At 43.6% G+C, this 17,127-nt stretch carries 20 protein-coding genes; 9 read left to right on the top strand and 11 right to left on the bottom strand.

Going from position 1 to position 17,127, the window contains the following annotated elements:
- Positions 1-38: 38 nt before the first annotated feature.
- The 4 genes from spoT to C9J46_RS09970 form a co-directional block, all read right to left on the bottom strand.
- Entirely contained in the window at positions 39-2,141 is a 2,103-nt protein-coding gene (spoT, locus tag C9J46_RS09985; protein ID WP_107207439.1) for a bifunctional GTP diphosphokinase/guanosine-3',5'-bis pyrophosphate 3'-pyrophosphohydrolase, read from the bottom strand.
- Positions 2,142-2,158: 17 nt separating this feature from the next.
- Complete coding sequence (gene rpoZ / locus C9J46_RS09980) at positions 2,159-2,434, bottom strand: DNA-directed RNA polymerase subunit omega (RefSeq protein ID WP_005371960.1); 276 nt, start codon at positions 2,432-2,434, stop codon at positions 2,159-2,161.
- 51 nt (positions 2,435-2,485) lie between these two features.
- Positions 2,486-3,112 (bottom strand): guanylate kinase, encoded by a 627-nt coding sequence (gene gmk, locus C9J46_RS09975; RefSeq protein WP_107207440.1) that lies wholly within the window; start codon positions 3,110-3,112, stop codon positions 2,486-2,488.
- Positions 3,113-3,313: 201 nt separating this feature from the next.
- The gene (locus C9J46_RS09970; RefSeq protein ID WP_107207520.1) at positions 3,314-4,177 is read right to left on the bottom strand and encodes a YicC/YloC family endoribonuclease; all 864 of its coding nucleotides are present in this window, start codon (positions 4,175-4,177) and stop codon (positions 3,314-3,316) included.
- Between the two features lie 227 nt (positions 4,178-4,404).
- On the opposite strand from C9J46_RS09970, the gene rph reads away from it, so the two are divergent.
- Both rph and pyrE read left to right on the top strand, forming a co-directional pair.
- Positions 4,405-5,121: a ribonuclease PH gene (gene rph / locus C9J46_RS09965; RefSeq protein WP_105061152.1), complete on the top strand. Its 717-nt coding sequence runs from the start codon at positions 4,405-4,407 to the stop codon at positions 5,119-5,121.
- Positions 5,122-5,266: 145 nt separating this feature from the next.
- Entirely contained in the window at positions 5,267-5,908 is a 642-nt protein-coding gene (gene pyrE, locus C9J46_RS09960) for an orotate phosphoribosyltransferase (RefSeq protein ID WP_045083819.1), read from the top strand.
- Between the two features lie 76 nt (positions 5,909-5,984).
- Here pyrE and slmA read toward each other — a convergent pair whose 3' ends face one another.
- From slmA to coaBC, 3 genes are all read right to left on the bottom strand, one after another.
- Positions 5,985-6,575: a nucleoid occlusion factor SlmA gene (gene slmA / locus C9J46_RS09955; RefSeq protein ID WP_005371955.1), complete on the bottom strand. Its 591-nt coding sequence runs from the start codon at positions 6,573-6,575 to the stop codon at positions 5,985-5,987.
- A gap of 233 nt (positions 6,576-6,808) precedes the next feature.
- Entirely contained in the window at positions 6,809-7,264 is a 456-nt protein-coding gene (gene dut / locus C9J46_RS09950; protein WP_107290850.1) for a dUTP diphosphatase, read from the bottom strand.
- A gap of 8 nt (positions 7,265-7,272) precedes the next feature.
- On the bottom strand, positions 7,273-8,487 hold the full coding sequence (gene coaBC, locus C9J46_RS09945; protein ID WP_107207442.1) for a bifunctional phosphopantothenoylcysteine decarboxylase/phosphopantothenate--cysteine ligase CoaBC: 1,215 nt from the start codon (positions 8,485-8,487) through the stop codon (positions 7,273-7,275).
- Positions 8,488-8,720: 233 nt separating this feature from the next.
- On the opposite strand from coaBC, the gene radC reads away from it, so the two are divergent.
- From radC to C9J46_RS09915, 6 genes are all read left to right on the top strand, one after another.
- Entirely contained in the window at positions 8,721-9,395 is a 675-nt protein-coding gene (gene radC / locus C9J46_RS09940) for a DNA repair protein RadC (protein WP_107207443.1), read from the top strand.
- A 172-nt stretch (positions 9,396-9,567) separates the two neighbouring features.
- Complete coding sequence (gene rpmB, locus C9J46_RS09935) at positions 9,568-9,804, top strand: 50S ribosomal protein L28 (RefSeq protein ID WP_005371944.1); 237 nt, start codon at positions 9,568-9,570, stop codon at positions 9,802-9,804.
- Positions 9,805-9,817: 13 nt separating this feature from the next.
- Positions 9,818-9,985: a 50S ribosomal protein L33 gene (gene rpmG, locus C9J46_RS09930; protein WP_005371942.1), complete on the top strand. Its 168-nt coding sequence runs from the start codon at positions 9,818-9,820 to the stop codon at positions 9,983-9,985.
- 171 nt (positions 9,986-10,156) lie between these two features.
- Positions 10,157-10,675, top strand: coding sequence for a hypothetical protein (locus C9J46_RS09925; RefSeq protein ID WP_107290849.1), 519 nt, complete (start codon positions 10,157-10,159; stop codon positions 10,673-10,675).
- Between the two features lie 15 nt (positions 10,676-10,690).
- On the top strand, positions 10,691-11,500 hold the full coding sequence (gene mutM / locus C9J46_RS09920) for a bifunctional DNA-formamidopyrimidine glycosylase/DNA-(apurinic or apyrimidinic site) lyase (RefSeq protein ID WP_107290848.1): 810 nt from the start codon (positions 10,691-10,693) through the stop codon (positions 11,498-11,500).
- A gap of 142 nt (positions 11,501-11,642) precedes the next feature.
- Positions 11,643-12,647 (top strand): NAD-dependent epimerase, encoded by a 1,005-nt coding sequence (locus C9J46_RS09915; RefSeq protein WP_107290847.1) that lies wholly within the window; start codon positions 11,643-11,645, stop codon positions 12,645-12,647.
- A 31-nt stretch (positions 12,648-12,678) separates the two neighbouring features.
- On the opposite strand, the gene coaD is transcribed toward C9J46_RS09915, so the two are convergent.
- From coaD to C9J46_RS09900, 3 genes are read right to left on the bottom strand one after another with little or no spacing between them, the layout of a single operon-like run.
- Positions 12,679-13,161: a pantetheine-phosphate adenylyltransferase gene (gene coaD / locus C9J46_RS09910; protein WP_107290846.1), complete on the bottom strand. Its 483-nt coding sequence runs from the start codon at positions 13,159-13,161 to the stop codon at positions 12,679-12,681.
- 8 nt (positions 13,162-13,169) lie between these two features.
- Entirely contained in the window at positions 13,170-13,946 is a 777-nt protein-coding gene (locus tag C9J46_RS09905) for a glycosyltransferase family 2 protein (RefSeq protein ID WP_107290845.1), read from the bottom strand.
- A 7-nt stretch (positions 13,947-13,953) separates the two neighbouring features.
- Positions 13,954-15,012, bottom strand: a complete 1,059-nt coding sequence (locus tag C9J46_RS09900) for a glycosyltransferase family 9 protein (RefSeq protein WP_107290844.1) — start codon at positions 15,010-15,012, stop codon at positions 13,954-13,956.
- 89 nt (positions 15,013-15,101) lie between these two features.
- Here C9J46_RS09900 and C9J46_RS09895 point away from each other — a divergent pair, with 89 nt between their 5' ends.
- Positions 15,102-15,806, top strand: a complete 705-nt coding sequence (locus tag C9J46_RS09895) for a 3-deoxy-D-manno-octulosonic acid kinase (protein ID WP_107247057.1) — start codon at positions 15,102-15,104, stop codon at positions 15,804-15,806.
- A gap of 41 nt (positions 15,807-15,847) precedes the next feature.
- Here the strand turns inward: C9J46_RS09895 and waaA are convergent, their stop codons facing one another.
- Entirely contained in the window at positions 15,848-17,122 is a 1,275-nt protein-coding gene (gene waaA, locus C9J46_RS09890) for a lipid IV(A) 3-deoxy-D-manno-octulosonic acid transferase (RefSeq protein WP_107290843.1), read from the bottom strand.
- Positions 17,123-17,127: the final 5 nt, after the last annotated feature.

Below are 17,127 nucleotides of genomic sequence, written 5' to 3'. Positions count from 1 at the left end.
GGGCGTTTTTATGATGAAAACTGTGCGTATCTTAACGCTTAGTTTTTCTGGCGCGCGACACGTACGACATTTGGCATAATACGAATTCGACGCATAATGTTGGCTAAATGAATGCGGCTACGTGTGGTTAACTTTACGGTGATGGTGTATAAACGGCCATCTTTTTCTTCCGTCGCTAAGCCTTGAATATTCGAGCCTGTCGCAGCAATAGTGTTAGTGAGATCGGCTAATGCACCTTGGTGGTTTTGCATATCAACTTTCAAGCTGGTAACAAATTCCTGATCGAAGTCTTCACTCCATTCTACCGCCATGTACTTATCCGGCTCTTTACGATAACCACGGACATTGGCACATTCTTCACGGTGGATCACTAACCCTTTCCCTGGACTAACATGGGCAATGATCGGATCGCCATGGATCGGATGACAGCAGTTAGCAAAGGTTAATAAAATGCCATCAGCGCCTTGAATTGGTAAGCGACGATCATTTTCTTTTGGCGTGAGCTCATCGACATTGCCTAACAAACGACGAGCAATGACCACACTCATCACTTCACCTAAGCCGATTTCAGCGAGAAGATCATCCATTGAGCTGAGTTTGAGATCAGACAATACCTTGGTAATATTTTCGTTAGCAATATTATCAATATTAGTGCCACCAAGAGCATGGTTTAGCAAGCGACGACCTAAAGTAATCGACTCGTCACGACGCATGGTTTTCAGCACTTGGCGGATCTTCGTGCGGGCACGGGATGTCACCACGTAGTTAAGCCATGCAGCGTTAGGTCTAGCGCCAGGAGCACTAATGATATCAACGGTTTGACCGTTTTTAAGTGGTTTGCTTAGTGGATAAGGTTGGCGATCAACGCGAGAGCCAACACAAGCATTACCGACATCAGTATGCACGGCGTAAGCAAAATCTACCGCGGTTGCGCCAACAGGTAATTCAACAATACGGCCTTTCGGGGTAAAAACGTAAATCTCATCAGGGAAAAGATCGGATTTTACGTTCTCAATAAATTCAAATGAGCTACCTGCACTTTGTTGAAGTTCAAGTAAGCTTTGCATCCAACGCTGGGCTTTAACTTGCGCGGTGGTACCTGAGCTTTCGCCATCTTTGTAGGTCCAGTGCGCAGCAACGCCTTTGTCTGCCATTTGATCCATGTCTTCGGTACGAATCTGTACTTCAACGGGAACACCATGAGGGCCAACAAGCGAGGTATGCAGCGATTGATAGCCATTGGCTTTCGGGATCGCAATGTAGTCTTTCATGCGGCTAGGACGGGGTTTGTACAGGTTATGTACTTGTCCTAATACGCGGTAGCAGGTATCTAAATCACTCACAAGTACACGGAAAGCATAGATATCCATGATGGAGTGGAAACGCTGCTCTTTGTTCTTCATCTTGTTATAGATAGAGAACAAGTTTTTCTCACGACCTAATACGGTAGCGTGAATTCCCGCATCACTGAGGCGACCCTCAATTTCAGCGTGAATTTTATTGATCATCTCTTTACGGTTACCACGCGCCGCAGCTACCACTTGCTTTAATACACGGTAGCGATTTGGGTATAACGCTTCAAAGCCAAGCTCTTCAAGTTCAGATTTGATGTTATGGATACCCAGACGGTGGGCTAGAGGAGAGAATATTTCAAGAGTTTCGCGGGCAATACGACGACGTTTATCGGGGCGAAGGGCACCGAGTGTTCGCATATTGTGGGTACGGTCAGCCAGCTTAATCAAAATTACGCGAATATCATGCGCCATTGCCATGATCATTTTGCGGAAGTTTTCAGCTTGTGCTTCTTTTCGATCTCGAAACTTTAATTTATCGAGTTTCGATACGCCATCGACCAATTCTGCGACAGTGTCGCCAAAACGGCTGGCGAGATCTTCTTTAGTGACCTCGGTATCTTCGATAACGTCATGAAGCAATGCCGCCATGAGCGTTTCAATATCGAGACGCATTTCCGCCAAGATGCGAGCAACCGCAACGGGGTGGATAATATAAGGCTCGCCAGTGGAGCGAGTTTGCCCTTCGTGTGCGTCGCGAGCAACGAGAAAAGCCTGCCTAAGAGCCTCTAGCTGAGGCTCTGGCAGGTACTCGATTGCGACTTCTTTCAGGCTATCAAAAAGATACAATTCGCCCGGTTCCCTGATTAACGGTGGTCGCCAGCAATAGCACTAACTGCTGCTAATTCAGCAGCTTCTTGCTCTTGCAGTTCCTGACGCTCACGAGCATCAAGGATATCTTTAGTAATTAGGCCTTCTTCGATTTCACGAAGTGCAATTACTGTGTACTTGTCGTTTTCTTCAGGAACCAATGGATCCTTACCGCCGGTTTGCATTTGACGTGCGCGGCGAGCAGCAATTTGGATCAGATCGAAACGGTTGCCAATTTTATCAACAGCGTCTTGAACGGTTACGCGTGCCATGGAGGACTCCAGTGGTTATTAAATTAGGAATAGAAAATTGTACAAAATAACTTACTGATCTGCTAGTAGTGCAGACAACATGCTCTTATATTTAGCAGCTTGTTTGTCTTGCTTCAATCGTTCAGCACGAATAATTGCTTTAAAGTCGATTAAAGCAACATCAAAATCATCATTTACGATAACATAATCATACTCATCGTAGTGTGAGATTTCTGAACGAGCTTCTTGCATACGACGTTCAATAACAGCTTCGCTATCTTGACCGCGCGCATTTAGACGACGCTCTAATTCCTCTTTTGAAGGAGGAAGGATGAATAAGCTCTTAGCCGCTGGCATTTGTGTGCGAATTTGACGCGCACCTTGCCAGTCGATATCAAGGAATACATCAATTCCTTTATTTAATTGCTCTTCGATCCATGGGCGTGAAGTGCCATAGTAGTTGCCGAATACTTCTGCATGTTCAAGGAATGCACCTTGTTCTACCAAGTCAGTAAATTCTTCTACGCTAACGAAATTGTAATGAACACCGTGTTCTTCACCCGGGCGCATACCACGAGTTGTGTGGGACACGGATACTTTCATGTCATAGGTCGGGTTTGTTTCAAGAAGGGCATTAATCAGACTTGATTTACCAGCACCGCTTGGGGCCGACACGATGTATAGAGTACCTTTGCTCATTGCCTATTTTCACTCAGTGATAGAAGGGCGCGAAGATTATCATGATCTGCGCATAATTGAAATTAGCTAGTTGCTGGAAAATTCATCTTTTTGTGCGATATAGCTTAAGCCTAGTTGGCTTTAATGCGTTTTTCATAATTGCAGCAGCTAATCAACCACAACCAAGGAAGCAATGGCTTCCTTGATTGAGCGATTATCGAGTTATTCGATATTCTGGATTTGTTCGCGCATTTGTTCAATCAAGACTTTAAGTTCAACTGCAGAAGCTGTGACTTCAGTGTTGATTGATTTTGATGCGAGGGTGTTAGATTCACGATTGAACTCTTGCATCATGAAGTCTAAACGACGGCCACATGCGCCACCTTTTGCGATGATTTTTTGGGTTTCTTTCACGTGAGAATCAAGGCGATCAAGCTCTTCTGCGACATCACTCTTTTGCGCGAGCATGATCAGCTCTTGTTCAATGCGGTTCGCATCAAGATCAACTTTTGCCTCTTCAAGGCGAGACATAATGCGCTCACGCTGCCAGTTGATGATTTCTGGCATCATAGTGCGTACCTTGGTTGCTTCAACCGAAATAGCATCCAGACGTTGGTCGATAAGCTGCTTCATGTTATCGCCTTCGCTTGCACGTGCGGCAATGAAGTCATCCATAGCGAGTTCAAAACCCGTCAGTAGATCTTTGTTAATCGCATCTAAGTCTTGCTCTGGCGCTTCCATCACCCCCGGCCAATTAAGGACTTGGAATGGACCGATATTACCTTCACCCGCGGTTTCTTTTACCCATTTAGCAGCAGTAATAACTTGTTTTGCTAACGCTTCATTGATGGTTAGCGCTGTGTTTGCGGCAATATTGGCTTCAAAACGTAGATTACATTCCACTTTACCGCGAGCAAGACGTTTACGGAAACGCTCACGTAATACTGGCTCTAAGCTACGGAATTGCTCAGGCATACGAATGTAGGTTTCAAGATAACGTTGATTTACTGAGCGGATTTCCCACACAGCAGTGCCCCAATCGCCTTTAATTTCGCGACGGGCATAAGCAGTCATACTATGGATCATGGCTTTTGGCCTTTTAGTTGAGAATGGTGCGACGACTAACTTACCGTTACCCACGATAAGTCTTAATTATTCATAACAGGTGCGTCGTTACCGGGTGTTGAGATTATATGCGATATTGGCCTCAAGGGGCTACTGTTTGTCAGCTTACGTTATCGTTTTCTCGTGCACTGAGATTGAGTTATCGCTATAATCGCCGGTTAATATCATCCAGCCAAAGGGAAATCCCGATGCGTCCAAGCGGAAGAAGTGCGACTCAAGTTCGTCCAATCACTATTACTCGCCAATATACAGCCCATGCTGAAGGTTCAGTACTGGTTGAGTTTGGTAATACCAAGGTTATTTGTACCGCGAGTGTAGAAGAAAATGTTCCGCGCTGGTTAAAAGGCAAAGGCCAAGGTTGGGTGACGGCTGAATATGGCATGTTACCTCGTGCTACGCATACGCGTAACCGTCGAGAAGCTGCGAGTGGCAAGCAAGGTGGACGTACGATGGAAATCCAACGTCTTATTGCACGTAGCTTGCGTGCTGCGGTTGATTTAAAAGTATTAGGCGAGCAGATGATCACCGTTGACTGTGATGTTATTCAGGCTGATGGTGGCACACGTACCGCATCTATTACCGGTGCGATGGTTGCACTGGTTGATGCAATTAATTACATGCTAGAAAAAGGCATGATTAAGAAAAGCCCACTGAAAGGTATGGTCGCTGCGGTATCTGTGGGTATCTATAAAGGCGAACCTATTTGCGATTTGGAATATCTTGAAGATTCAGCGGCTGAAACCGACATGAATGTGGTGATGACAGAAGAAGGCAAGATGATTGAAATCCAAGGTACTGCCGAGGGTGAAGCCTTTAGCCATGAAGAATTACTGGCAATGCTGGCTCTGGCGAAAGACGGTATAACCGATATTATTTCGATGCAGAAGCAAGCGTTAGCAAATTGATATTAAGCGGTTCCTATTGGGAGCCGCTTTTTTTTAGCTAAAACTGAATATCAAGTGGAGTACTTGTTGGTTTTAGTTGTTACCTGATGAGTGTTAGGTAACAGGTACATTGTTAAAACACAGAGAAGTAGTTTAAGGAGACACAATGAAAGCATATCAGCGTCAGTTTATTGAATTTGCCCTAGAGAAAGGTGTATTAAAATTTGGTGAGTTCACATTGAAGTCAGGTCGTAAGAGTCCGTACTTCTTTAATGCTGGCTTATTTAATACCGGTCGTGATTTAGCACGTCTTGGTCGTTTTTATGCTGAAGCTTTGGTTGATGCCAAGATTGAATTTGATGTGTTGTTTGGCCCAGCGTATAAAGGGATCCCGATTGCAACCACAACGGCAGTTGCCCTTGCTGATCACCATGATGTTGATACGCCATATTGCTTTAACCGTAAAGAAGCAAAAAATCACGGTGAAGGTGGCAACTTAGTCGGCAGCGCACTAGACGGTCGTATTATGTTAGTTGATGATGTGATCACGGCAGGTACGGCGATTCGTGAGTCAATGGAAATCATTAAAGCGAATGGCGCAGATTTAGCTGGCGTTTTAGTGGCGATTGATCGTCAAGAAAAAGGCCAAGGTGAATTATCTGCGATTCAAGAAGTTGAGCGTGACTTTGGTTGTGCGGTTATTTCAATTGTCTCGCTAGGCGATGTGGTGACCTACCTTTCTGAGCAAGCAGGCATGGAACAACATCTTGAAGCGGTAAAAGCGTACCGTGCCGAGTATGGTGTATAAGTACGGCTTAAGAAAAAAGAGATAATAAAAAAGCGAGGGCTGAGGCTCTCGCTTTTTTGTGTCCGTCAACTAAGTATTAGCCTAATTGCGCACTTAATAGCTCCCAGTATTCATCAAAGTTTGCCGTTGGCTTGTATTTGAAGTTAGAGCGAACATAGCGGTTTAAACTGCCTTCTACTTGACCTAGAAGTTGTGCTGCTAAAACTGACTCATCAACAGGAAAGCCTTTACCCTCACGAATTTTACGCTCTTTTAAGATCTGGCGAAGTTGCGATTCAACACGTTCGAACAGTTGATTAATACGAGATTGAAGACGATCTTGTTCAAACATCAGAGCATGGCCAGTCATGATACGAGTTAAACCTGGGTTACGCTCAGCAAACATGAGGATGAACTGCATCACCATACGTAAACGGTTCAGTGTATCTTTTTCATCATCTAAAATGCGGTTAATACGCGTGGTAATTGAATCTTCAATAAATTCAATTAACCCTTCAAACATACGCGCTTTGCTTGGGAAGTGGCGGTAGAGTGCAGCTTCTGAAACTCCAACATTCGCGGCTAGCATTTTGGTCGTGATGCGTTGACTGCCTTGGTTGGACTCCAGCATATGCGCTAAGCACTGAAGTATTTCCTCGCGGCGATTGTTCTTTTTGGTGCCTGCCATGAATTATCGTTCCTTTACAAAATGAGACTGTCCATGGACAGTATGAAACCCGCCTATCTTAGCGATGCCTTGGCGTTGTGAAAAGTAGCGCAATCGAAATGTACGTATTTTTATTCGCAAAAAAAGCGCAAGCTGAAGAGGTTGCGCTTTGCTTTAATATGTTGCCTTTATTTTATCATCAAAATTGATAATACATGGCTAATTAGATCACGCTTTTTTAACATCAATAGCGATTAGCTACGGCCTGAATGACCAAAACCACCTTCGCCACGATCTGTGCTATTAAAATTTTCAATGATATTAAACTGCGCTTGTACCACAGGTAAGAAAACCAATTGAGCAATACGATCACCTGGTTCAATAGTAAATGTGGTTTCACCTCGGTTCCACACTGACACCATTAATTGACCTTGGTAATCAGAGTCGATAAGGCCAACAAGATTTCCCAAAACAATGCCGTGTTTATGGCCAAGGCCTGAGCGAGGCAGGATGGTTGCCGCAAGATTTGAATCGCCAATATGGATCGCAAGACCTGTTGGTACAAGATGGGTCTCACCCGGTGCGACGGTTAATGCTTCATCTAAACAAGCGCGTAAATCTAAACCAGCAGAACCTTCGGTTGCATACGCTGGGAGTGGGAATTCATTGCCAACTCGTGGGTCAAGAATCTTCAGATCAATACTATTCATATTTTGCTCTATTGTTTCGCTTGTTGGTAAAGGTTAATAATTTCATTGACTAATTGCAGCCCAAGCTCTGATTTGGCAGCAAGAGGTAGTGCTTTATCACCGTTAGACCAGTAAAGGTGTAGCGCGTTGTTATCACTATTAAAGCCTTGGTCTTGTACCGACACATCGTTGGCGCAAATCATATCAAGGTTTTTCTTTGCCAGTTTACCACGTGCATATTGCTCAACATCTTGTGTCTCTGCTGCAAACCCGACCGTAAATGGGCGGTTTTCTGTTAAGGCCGCTACGCTGGCAACAATATCAGGGTTTTTCACTAACTGAATCACCATCTCATCATTGCCGTCTTGTTTTTTCATCTTTTGAGTTGCGAGATGAGCTGGACGGAAATCTGCAACGGCAGCACAAGCAATAAAAATGTGGTGATTAACGGCATGTTCAAGTGCCGCTTGGTGCATCTCTTGGGCACTACTGACATTAATACGCGTTACACCATCAGGTGTGGTTAAATTTACTGGGCCACTGATTAGGGTGACGTTTGCACCACGCTTTGCTGCTGCTTGAGCAATGGCGTAGCCCATTTTTCCTGAGCTGTAGTTACTTAGATAACGTACTGGATCAATAGCTTCTCGTGTAGGACCTGCCGTTACCACAATATTTAGACCACTAAGGTCTTGCGGCTGAAAAAAGTCTTCGCAGCAATGTACCAGTTGCATGGGTTCTAGCATACGACCAGGGCCTACATCACCACAGGCTTGCTCACCACTTGCCGGTCCCCAAATACGGCAGCCGCGACGTTGTAAGGTGGCAATATTCTCTTGCGTTGCGATATTGCGGTACATTTGCTGATTCATCGCAGGGCTAACAGCGATTGGTGCATCGGTTGCGAGACACAGCGTTGTCAGTAAGTCATTGCCCATCCCCGCACTCATTCGAGCAATCAGATCCGCGGTCGCAGGTGCTAAGAGGACTAAATCTGCCCATTTAGCTAATTCAATATGACCCATGGACGCTTCTGCGGAAGGATCTAGCAAGCTATCTGAAATGGGGTGGCCTGACACGGCTTGCATGGTGAGTGGGGTTATAAACTCTTTTGCAGCTGTGGTCATGACAATGCGCACTTGCGCCCCACGTTCAATAAGTCGTCGGGTGAGCTCTGCACATTTGTAAGCAGCGATACCGCCGCTAATGCCGAGAAGAATTTTTTTTCCTGCCAGTGTTTGCATTCGTCTGCCTGTGTCTTGGGCTTATAAATTGGCAACAAGATACCACCAAAGTAATTTTTGATCATCGATTCGGATCAACTCTGAATTGAATGGGAAGTTGTATGCCTCGCATTTTGAGTACTGAATATTTTATTGATTACTTTTTCGCTGTGACTGTTTTCTAAAAAAGCGTCTTGTTAGGTTGTGATAATGGTGTCGGCTGTTTTGCTAGTGGCATATCAATGGGAGGGATTATGTCATTAAAGCAATTACCAGCCGCATCGCGACCGCGAGAAAAATTATTATCTCATGGCTCTGATGCATTAACCGATGCTGAATTATTAGCCATTTTTTTACGCACCGGTACTCAAGGAATGAATGCACTGGAATTAGCGACCCATTTACTGGATGAGTTTGGATCTCTTCGAGCACTGCTTGGTGCTGAAAAACAGATATTTTGTCAGGTTAAAGGTTTGGGGCCGGCAAAATTTGCACAATTACAGGCAGTTTTAGCACTGAATGAGCGGTATCTAGAAGAAACTTTAAAAAAAGATGATGTCCTCACAAGCCCGCAAAATACCCGTCGATATTTAGCGAGAAAATTACGTGATAAACAGCGTGAAGCCTTTTATATCCTGTTTTTAGATAACCAGCACCGAGTGATCACAGGAGAGGTTTTATTTGAAGGAACGATCGATTGTGCGAGCGTTTATCCACGTGAAGTTGTAAAAAGATCACTAGAACTTAATGCAGCAGCGCTCATTTTAGCGCATAATCACCCATCAGGCGTCGCTGAACCTAGTCAGGCTGACCGTCGAATAACGCGCAAAATCAGTGATTCGCTGGCTTTGGTCGATATTCGTGTTCTGGATCATTTTGTTGTTGGTGATGGAGAGATTGTTTCTTTCACCGAGCGTGGTTGGCTATAAAATAGCCGATTTTTCGATAAAAAAGTGAGAAAGGATCTGCTCGGGACTTGAGCAACTGGTTTTGACTTAGTATAATGCGCGACCTTTGATAGCTGTGGTTATCTGTGAAAATTATTTTTACAGTGAATTTCTACAGTAGATATCGAGCTGAAACGATTTGGAGAAGACAGTAATGTCCCGAGTATGCCAAGTAACTGGTAAGCGTCCTGTAACGGGTAACAACCGTTCACACGCACGTAATGCCACCAAGCGTCGTTTTCTGCCGAACCTGCAAACTCATCGTTTCTGGGTAGAAAGCGAAAAACGCTTCGTTAAACTACGCCTTTCTGCGAAAGGCATGCGTATCATCGATAAGAAAGGCATTGATGTCGTTCTTGGTGAAATGCGTGCTCGCGGCGAGAACGTTTAAGAGGATTTAAAGAATGGCTAAAGGCATTCGTGAGAAGATCCGTCTAGTATCATCTGCTGGTACAGGCCACTTCTACACTACCGACAAGAACAAGCGCAACATGCCAGGCAAATTTGAGATCAAGAAATTTGATCCAGTAGTTCGCCAGCACGTGCTTTACAAAGAAGCTAAAATCAAGTAATTGGTTTTATCAATCTTTGATAAAAACCCAGCCTAGCTGGGTTTTTTTATATCTATTACTTTTCTATTTAACACCGCTGACTTCCTTTCTGTTACTTATTTATCTGCCAATGGTGCAATGACCTTACCAGTGTTATCTTTATTCTCATTAAGATAAGACAGGAATGGATGAATGCGCTTAACTCGACGTGGCTGGAATAACATTATCATCATTGGTGTGCTGTGCTTTATCGCGATAATTAAATTGCCCGATTTACTTCGCGAACGATTTACCCCCAAAGAAGCGGTGACACAAACTGTTACCGAGCAAGTAAATAATATTCCCAATACTGTTTTTGTCCTCTCGCCAGATCTTTTGATTCAGCGGGTTGTTTTTCCACATTTTACGCTTAAGCAAAGTAACGGGCAGTGGCAAAGCTCGTCTAAGTTATCGATTTCAGCCAGTGAGTTAATACAACGTTGGCAACATCTACAAGGCACTGTGGTGGATGAAGCAACAATATCAAAGTTAAGTTTACAGTTACCGCCTCCACAAACGATAGAAGTTTTGGGGGAGCAACAAGTAGAACCGATTCGATTAACGGTTTATGCCTTACCTAAATTTTGGTTGTTCAATAATGGTCAACAATGGGTTGCTGTGTCTGTTGCTGCGGATTATCTGTTTCCGACGTCTGTATCAAATAACCAATAAAAACGAGATTGAGTCATGCCTGAATTACCAGAAGTAGAAGTGAGCCGGATGGGGATATCTCCTCATGTCATAGATCAAACAGTTAAAGAAATTATTATCCGTAATCCTCGATTGCGCTGGCCTATTCCTGAAGCGATTAAAGCGATAGAAGGGCAAGTGATTCGTGGGGTGACACGTCGCGCTAAATACTTGTTACTAGAAACGGATGTCGGTTATGCGATTGTGCATCTAGGGATGTCAGGCAGCTTACGCGTTTTACCCGTCGGAACCCCGGTTGAAAAACACGATCACGTTGATTTGGTTCTGACTAGTGGTGAAGTGCTACGCTATAACGATCCTAGGCGCTTTGGCGCGTGGTTATGGGAAGAGAAAGGGGTAACACACCCTGTGCTCGATAAAATGGGTCCAGAGCCGCTGAGCGGCGATTTTAACGTAGAATATCTACATGAAAAAGCACAGGGAAAACGGACAGCAATAAAACAATTTATTATGGATAATCATGTGGTTGTTGGTGTGGGTAATATTTATGCCAATGAATCTCTGTTTGCGGCTGGTATTCACCCTAAACGTGCGGCTGGCAAAATCTCACTTGCTCGTATGACGAAGCTGGTGGCAGAGATCAAATCGGTATTAGCCTTTGCCATTCAACAGGGCGGTACGACATTAAAAGATTTTAAAAACGCAGACGGAAAACCGGGATATTTTGCACAGGAGCTGCAGGTGTATGGTAAAGCAGGTAAACCTTGCCCTAAATGCGGTAAGGCTTTAAGTGAAGCCAAAATAGGTCAACGCGCGACAGTGTTCTGCAGTGATTGCCAGAAGTAGGTTCGATAATAATTAACCTAGGTATCATCATTATTGAGTCAGTTGGTTTGGGATTAACCTTTGTTGATTGATCTAAAATGGTATTATGCCCACAGTATTTAGGTTGAGTAGCGCATAATGAAGCGTTATTGAGGATAGAAAAATGAAATATCTCATCACTGGTGTTGCTGGTTTTATTGGTAGTGCAATCACCGAACGTTTATGTGCTCAAGGCCATCAAGTCATTGGTATCGATAATCTTAATGATTACTACGATGTATCACTTAAACAAGCGCGTTTAGCTCGTATTGCTCATCCAAGTTTTACTTTTATCGAATTAGATTTAGCGGATCGTGAGGGTATTGCTAACTTATTTGCAGAGCAGCAATTTAACCGCGTTATCCACTTAGCGGCACAAGCAGGCGTACGTTACTCGATTGATAATCCATTGGCCTATGCTGATAGTAACTTGGTGGGACATCTCACGATTTTAGAAGGTTGTCGTCATAATAAGGTTGAGCATCTGGTTTATGCGTCTTCAAGCTCAGTGTATGGCTTAAATCATAAGACACCGTTTAATACGGCAGATAGCGTTGACCATCCCATTTCACTTTATGCTGCAACTAAAAAATCTAATGAGTTGATGGCACATACCTATTCGCATCTTTACGGTGTTCCAACGACGGGCTTACGCTTCTTTACTGTTTATGGCCCATGGGGGCGTCCAGATATGGCATTGTTTAAATTCACCAATGCGATAATGGAAGGTAAAGAGATCGATGTGTATAACCATGGCGATATGCGCCGCGATTTCACTTATATCGATGATATCGTTGAAGGTGTGATGCGTATTCAGGATGTGATCCCACAGCCCAATGCTGATTGGACAGTAGAAACTGGCTCACCAGCAACCAGCTCTGCCCCATACCGCGTGTATAACATCGGTCACGGCAGCCCTGTAAAACTGATGGATTATATTGAAGCGTTGGAAGAGGCATTGGGCATTGAAGCGAAGAAAAACTTCATGGACATGCAACCGGGCGATGTTTACATGACGTACGCAGATACAGAAGATTTATTTAAAGCCACGGGCTATAAGCCTGAAGTGAAAGTCAAAGAAGGTGTAAAAGCCTTTGTTGATTGGTATCGCGAGTTTTACCAAAAGTAAGAAAAGGCGCACTCAGCGCCTTTTTTAATGTCTATTTTACAAACTTTTTTAATAATGCTTCAGTAATTAGCGGATCAACAAACTGACTTACATCACCTTTGTGTAATGCGACTTCTTTAACAATGGTTGAAGAAATGAAGGAATTTTCTTCTGCTGGGGTTAAGAAGACAGTTTCTAGTTCTGGCATTAAACGACGATTCATATTGGCGAGCTGAAATTCATACTCGAAATCGGATACTGCACGCAGACCACGGACTAGAATGTTGGCGTTGCGCTCTTTAGCAAAATCAACCAACAGCCCTGAAAAACCAACAATCTCTACATTATTTAGGTGGTTGGTAATTTTACCTGCCAGCTCTACGCGTTCATTAAGATCAAACAGTGGCTTTTTACTTGGGTTAAAAGCAACGCCAACAATCACATGATCAAACATTGCAGCTGCACGCTCAATTAAGTCTAAATGACCGTTGGTAATAGGATCGAAAGTGCCAGGATAAATTACTCGAGTTGTCATAATTGTCGTTACTTCTTGTGCTTTAGGTGAAGACCTAAGTATTTATTTAGGACGTATTGGGCGTTTATGCAAGCAATAATAAACCCATGCTTACCGTCTAGAAACCCAGCTTTAAGAATGTAAGTTCGAATAAAGCTAAACATAGAGTGGATAACAGCAGAGGCAATAGATGATTTTTTGCCTTTTAAAAACTTTTCTTCAGCCCAAAGCTCTGCATACTTTTGTTGTTTGCGCTGAAACTCAAAGAAATCTTCAAAAGTGTAATGTTCTAAATTACCCGTTAGTTTTTCGACTTTGCCATTAGCAGGGATCACAAGAGACTCATGTACTTTGACGTCATTATATTGGGTTTCATTGCGACGATGTAAACGCGAGATCCAATCTGGATGCCAACCAGAATAATGAATAAATTTACCAAATGCTGTGCTGAGTCTATTAACTTGATAAACCGTATTGATGTGATTGCTTGCGACAGCTTGTTGAATCGATAGACGTAGCTCTGGCGTTACTCGTTCGTCAGCATCAAGCCATAAAATATAATCGCTCTCAACATATTGTTGAGCACGTTGACGTTGCATACCAAAACCAGGCCAATCATGACTGACAAAAAATTTGTCAGTATATTGGCGTGCAATGGCTTCCGTTGTATCGCTACTGCCAGAATCAAGGATCACGATCTCATCAACCCAATCTTTTACTGAGTCTAAACATGCCGCCAGATGCTTGGCTTCATTTTTTACAATCAGTGCAACAGCAAGGCTTGGTTTGGTGTTTTGCTGGTTCATTGTTTTCTCACTGTGATTGGGTCAAAGTTAAGGGGTCGATGATGGTATCAAGTTGGGTGATAACATCCTCAACAGAAATTGCAGCCATAATATCACTGCCTTTCACTCGTGCTCCCCAAGGAAGTTCTGAGACAGGTTTGCCATAATGCTTTTCTGCAAATTGTTGATACACACTGACGACATATTGTTGGCTAAGATAAGGGCCTGTGCGTGTTGGATTACTATGCCCGTACAAACCGATCACTGGAGTGCCCTGTGTGGTTGCTAAATGGGCTGGACCTGAGTCGGGAGCGATAACAACCGTTGCGTATTTTAGTAATGCGGTTAATTGGATCAGGCTTGTTTTACCAATAAGGTTAGTAATAGGGTGATGACAATGTTGTATGATCTTCTCACCTAACGTTTGCTCACGTTGTGTCGGTGAACCACATAGGATGACATTTAATCCTTTGCTAACGGCATGATCTGCAACGGCAGCATAGCGCTCTATAAGCCAGTTACGCTCATCTTTACTAGCAGCCGGTGAGATGATCAATGTTGGTCTGTTAGTATATTGCTGAGCAAAGGCCATATCTTCACTTGATAATGGGATCTGCCAATCTGGAGTTGTAAAAGGTACGCCTATGTAGCGAGCAAACTCAGCAAAGTTATCAAGTACATGAGAAGCATTTGTTTGTGGCAGCTTTCTATTCGTAAAGAGCCATTGTCCCTCTTTGGCTCTTTGGCGTGAAAAGCCAATTTTATAACGTGCTTTAATTCCTAAAGATAATAGGCTTGCGCGTAGCGCTACTTGCATGTCGAGTAAGGCATCAAACTTTTGATCTTTCAAGGTATTCCAAACTTCCTTGATCCCTTGCCAGCCTGCTTTTTTATCAAAACTAACCACCTTGACATTAGGCAGTGTACCCACAAGCTGAGCTTCTGTTTTGCCCACTACCCATGTAATACTGGTTTCTGGCCAATGTTTTTGGATAGCTTGTACTACAGCGATCGCATGACACACATCACCAATAGCGGATAGCCGTAAAATACAGATAGATTGAGGCGCAGTGGTAAACAAAGCCATAGTGATACCTAATAAAAAGTGGTTAGCGAATTATGCAGTTAGCGCTGGTAATTGTAAAATAAACCAAAATAAACAGGAGAAAGACAACAGTGCAGAAAATTAGCCATGAACAGCAAATGATATGGTTTGATGACAATTATTTAACTGTCGATCCGCATTGTTGCTTTGAGATTGATTTTTGGCGTCAACAAAATGCAATTGTCGGCTCGGCGCAAGGACGGGGCACGACTTGGTTCGTTGCTGGCGATAAAATGGAAATGGCATTGCGTCATTATCGTCGTGGTGGCTTATTTGGTAAGTTGGTGAGTGACAGTTATTGGTTTACTGGTTGGGATAAGACCCGGAGTTATGCTGAATTGATGCTGCTAAAAGTCTTACGAGAAGGTGGGGTAAATGTTCCTCGTCCTGTGGCCGCAAAAGCGGAAAAGAAGGGCTGTGTTTATCGCGCAGATATTTTGGTTGAGAAAATTCCTAATAGCCGTGATCTCGTTGCGCTACTTATCAAGTCATCTTTGCCAAGTTCGGTTTGGCGTCAAATTGGTATTATGATCCGTAAGATGCATGATCTGCAGGTTTGCCACACCGACTTAAATGCCCACAACATCTTGCTTGATATGAAGCAGCAAGTTTGGTTGATTGACTTTGATAAATGCTATCAGCAACAGGGTGAAAGTTGGAAAAAAGATAACTTAGCCCGTTTAGAGCGCTCATTTATCAAAGAAGTGAAGAAGCGTAATATTCAATGGCAAGCTCAAGATTGGCAAGCGTTATGCGATGGCTATCAACAAGGTTAGGGATGAAGTAGCGATGAGTGTGGGCTCTCATCGCTATAAATTTAATGCAGGTAGTCAGTAATGCTATCAATGGTGCGTTGCACTGCGCCCTGATTTTGCTCTACCACTTTTTTAGCGTTTTCTCCCATCACTCGCTGACGTTCTGGGTTATTAAATAACTCAATCACTTGCTGTGTTAGCTCGGTGCTATCTTGGCAGACTTCTATCGCGTCAGCTTGCAGTAGTTGCTCTGTAATATCGATAAAGTTGTAGTAGCTGGGGCCTGTGATAGCAGGTTTTCCTACAGCTGCAGGTTCGAGTAGATTATGTCCACCGACTTTATCACCGATCAAACTTCCCCCGATAAACGCCACATCACTACTAGCAAGAAGTAATAGCATCTCACCCATGGTATCGGCTAAATACACTTGGGTTTGTGACGTAAATTTAGCGTTATTAGTACGGCGATGAACGGACAATTGAAATTGCTGTTTTGCCAATATTTCAACATCATTGAAGCGTTCAGGGTGACGAGGAACGATGATGAGTAATGCATTTTCGTTGTGCTGCAATATCGTCTTAAAAGCCGTAAATACCTGCTCATCTTCACCTTTGTGAGTACTCGCAGCAATGAACACAGGGCGATCTTGACCCAGTTGTGAACGTAATTGTGCTGCGTGCTCAAAGACCGTTGGCGTAATAGTAAGATCGTATTTAATCGAGCCTGTTACCGTAACCTTCTCTTTGGCCGCTCCAATATCGATAAAGCGTTTTGCATCGTCTTGATGAAGACAAAGAATGCTATCGACATTATTGAGTAGTGGTTGGGTAAAAAACGCTGCCGATTGATAACGTTGAGCAGAGCGTTCTGATAAGCGAGCATTAGCGATCACGATCGGGATATGCTGTTTTTTAACAGTTGCTAGCGTATTGAGCCAGAGTTCTTTTTCAACAATCAGCATCAGTTTAGGTTGTACGGCTTTGAGAAAGCCTCGTACACACCAAGCAAAATCAATCGGCATGTAGCGGTGTTCAACCAAATCACCTAGCTTGGCTATTTGCTCGGCGCCAGTACTTGTTGTTGTCGTAATCACGATAGCTTGTGCTGGATATTGCTCTTTTAGCGCTTTGATCAGTGGCGTGATGGCAATAGATTCACCAACCGATGCGGCATGGATCCAAATAGGTTTCTTACCATTAACTGCTGGCGTAAAACCAAAGTGCTCCTTCCAGCGCTTACCAAAACGAGGTTTCCCCGGTTTTTGTTTGTAAAGTCCAAACAGAAGTAACGGGGAAACTAGAGCAAGCAGTAAGGTATAAACGATTCTCAGTAACATATTCA

Origin of the sequence: Photobacterium sp. GB-36 (genome assembly GCF_003026135.1) — a bacterium.
GTDB lineage: Bacteria > Pseudomonadota > Gammaproteobacteria > Enterobacterales > Vibrionaceae > Photobacterium.
This window is presented reverse-complemented; position numbering and strand designations above follow the sequence as displayed.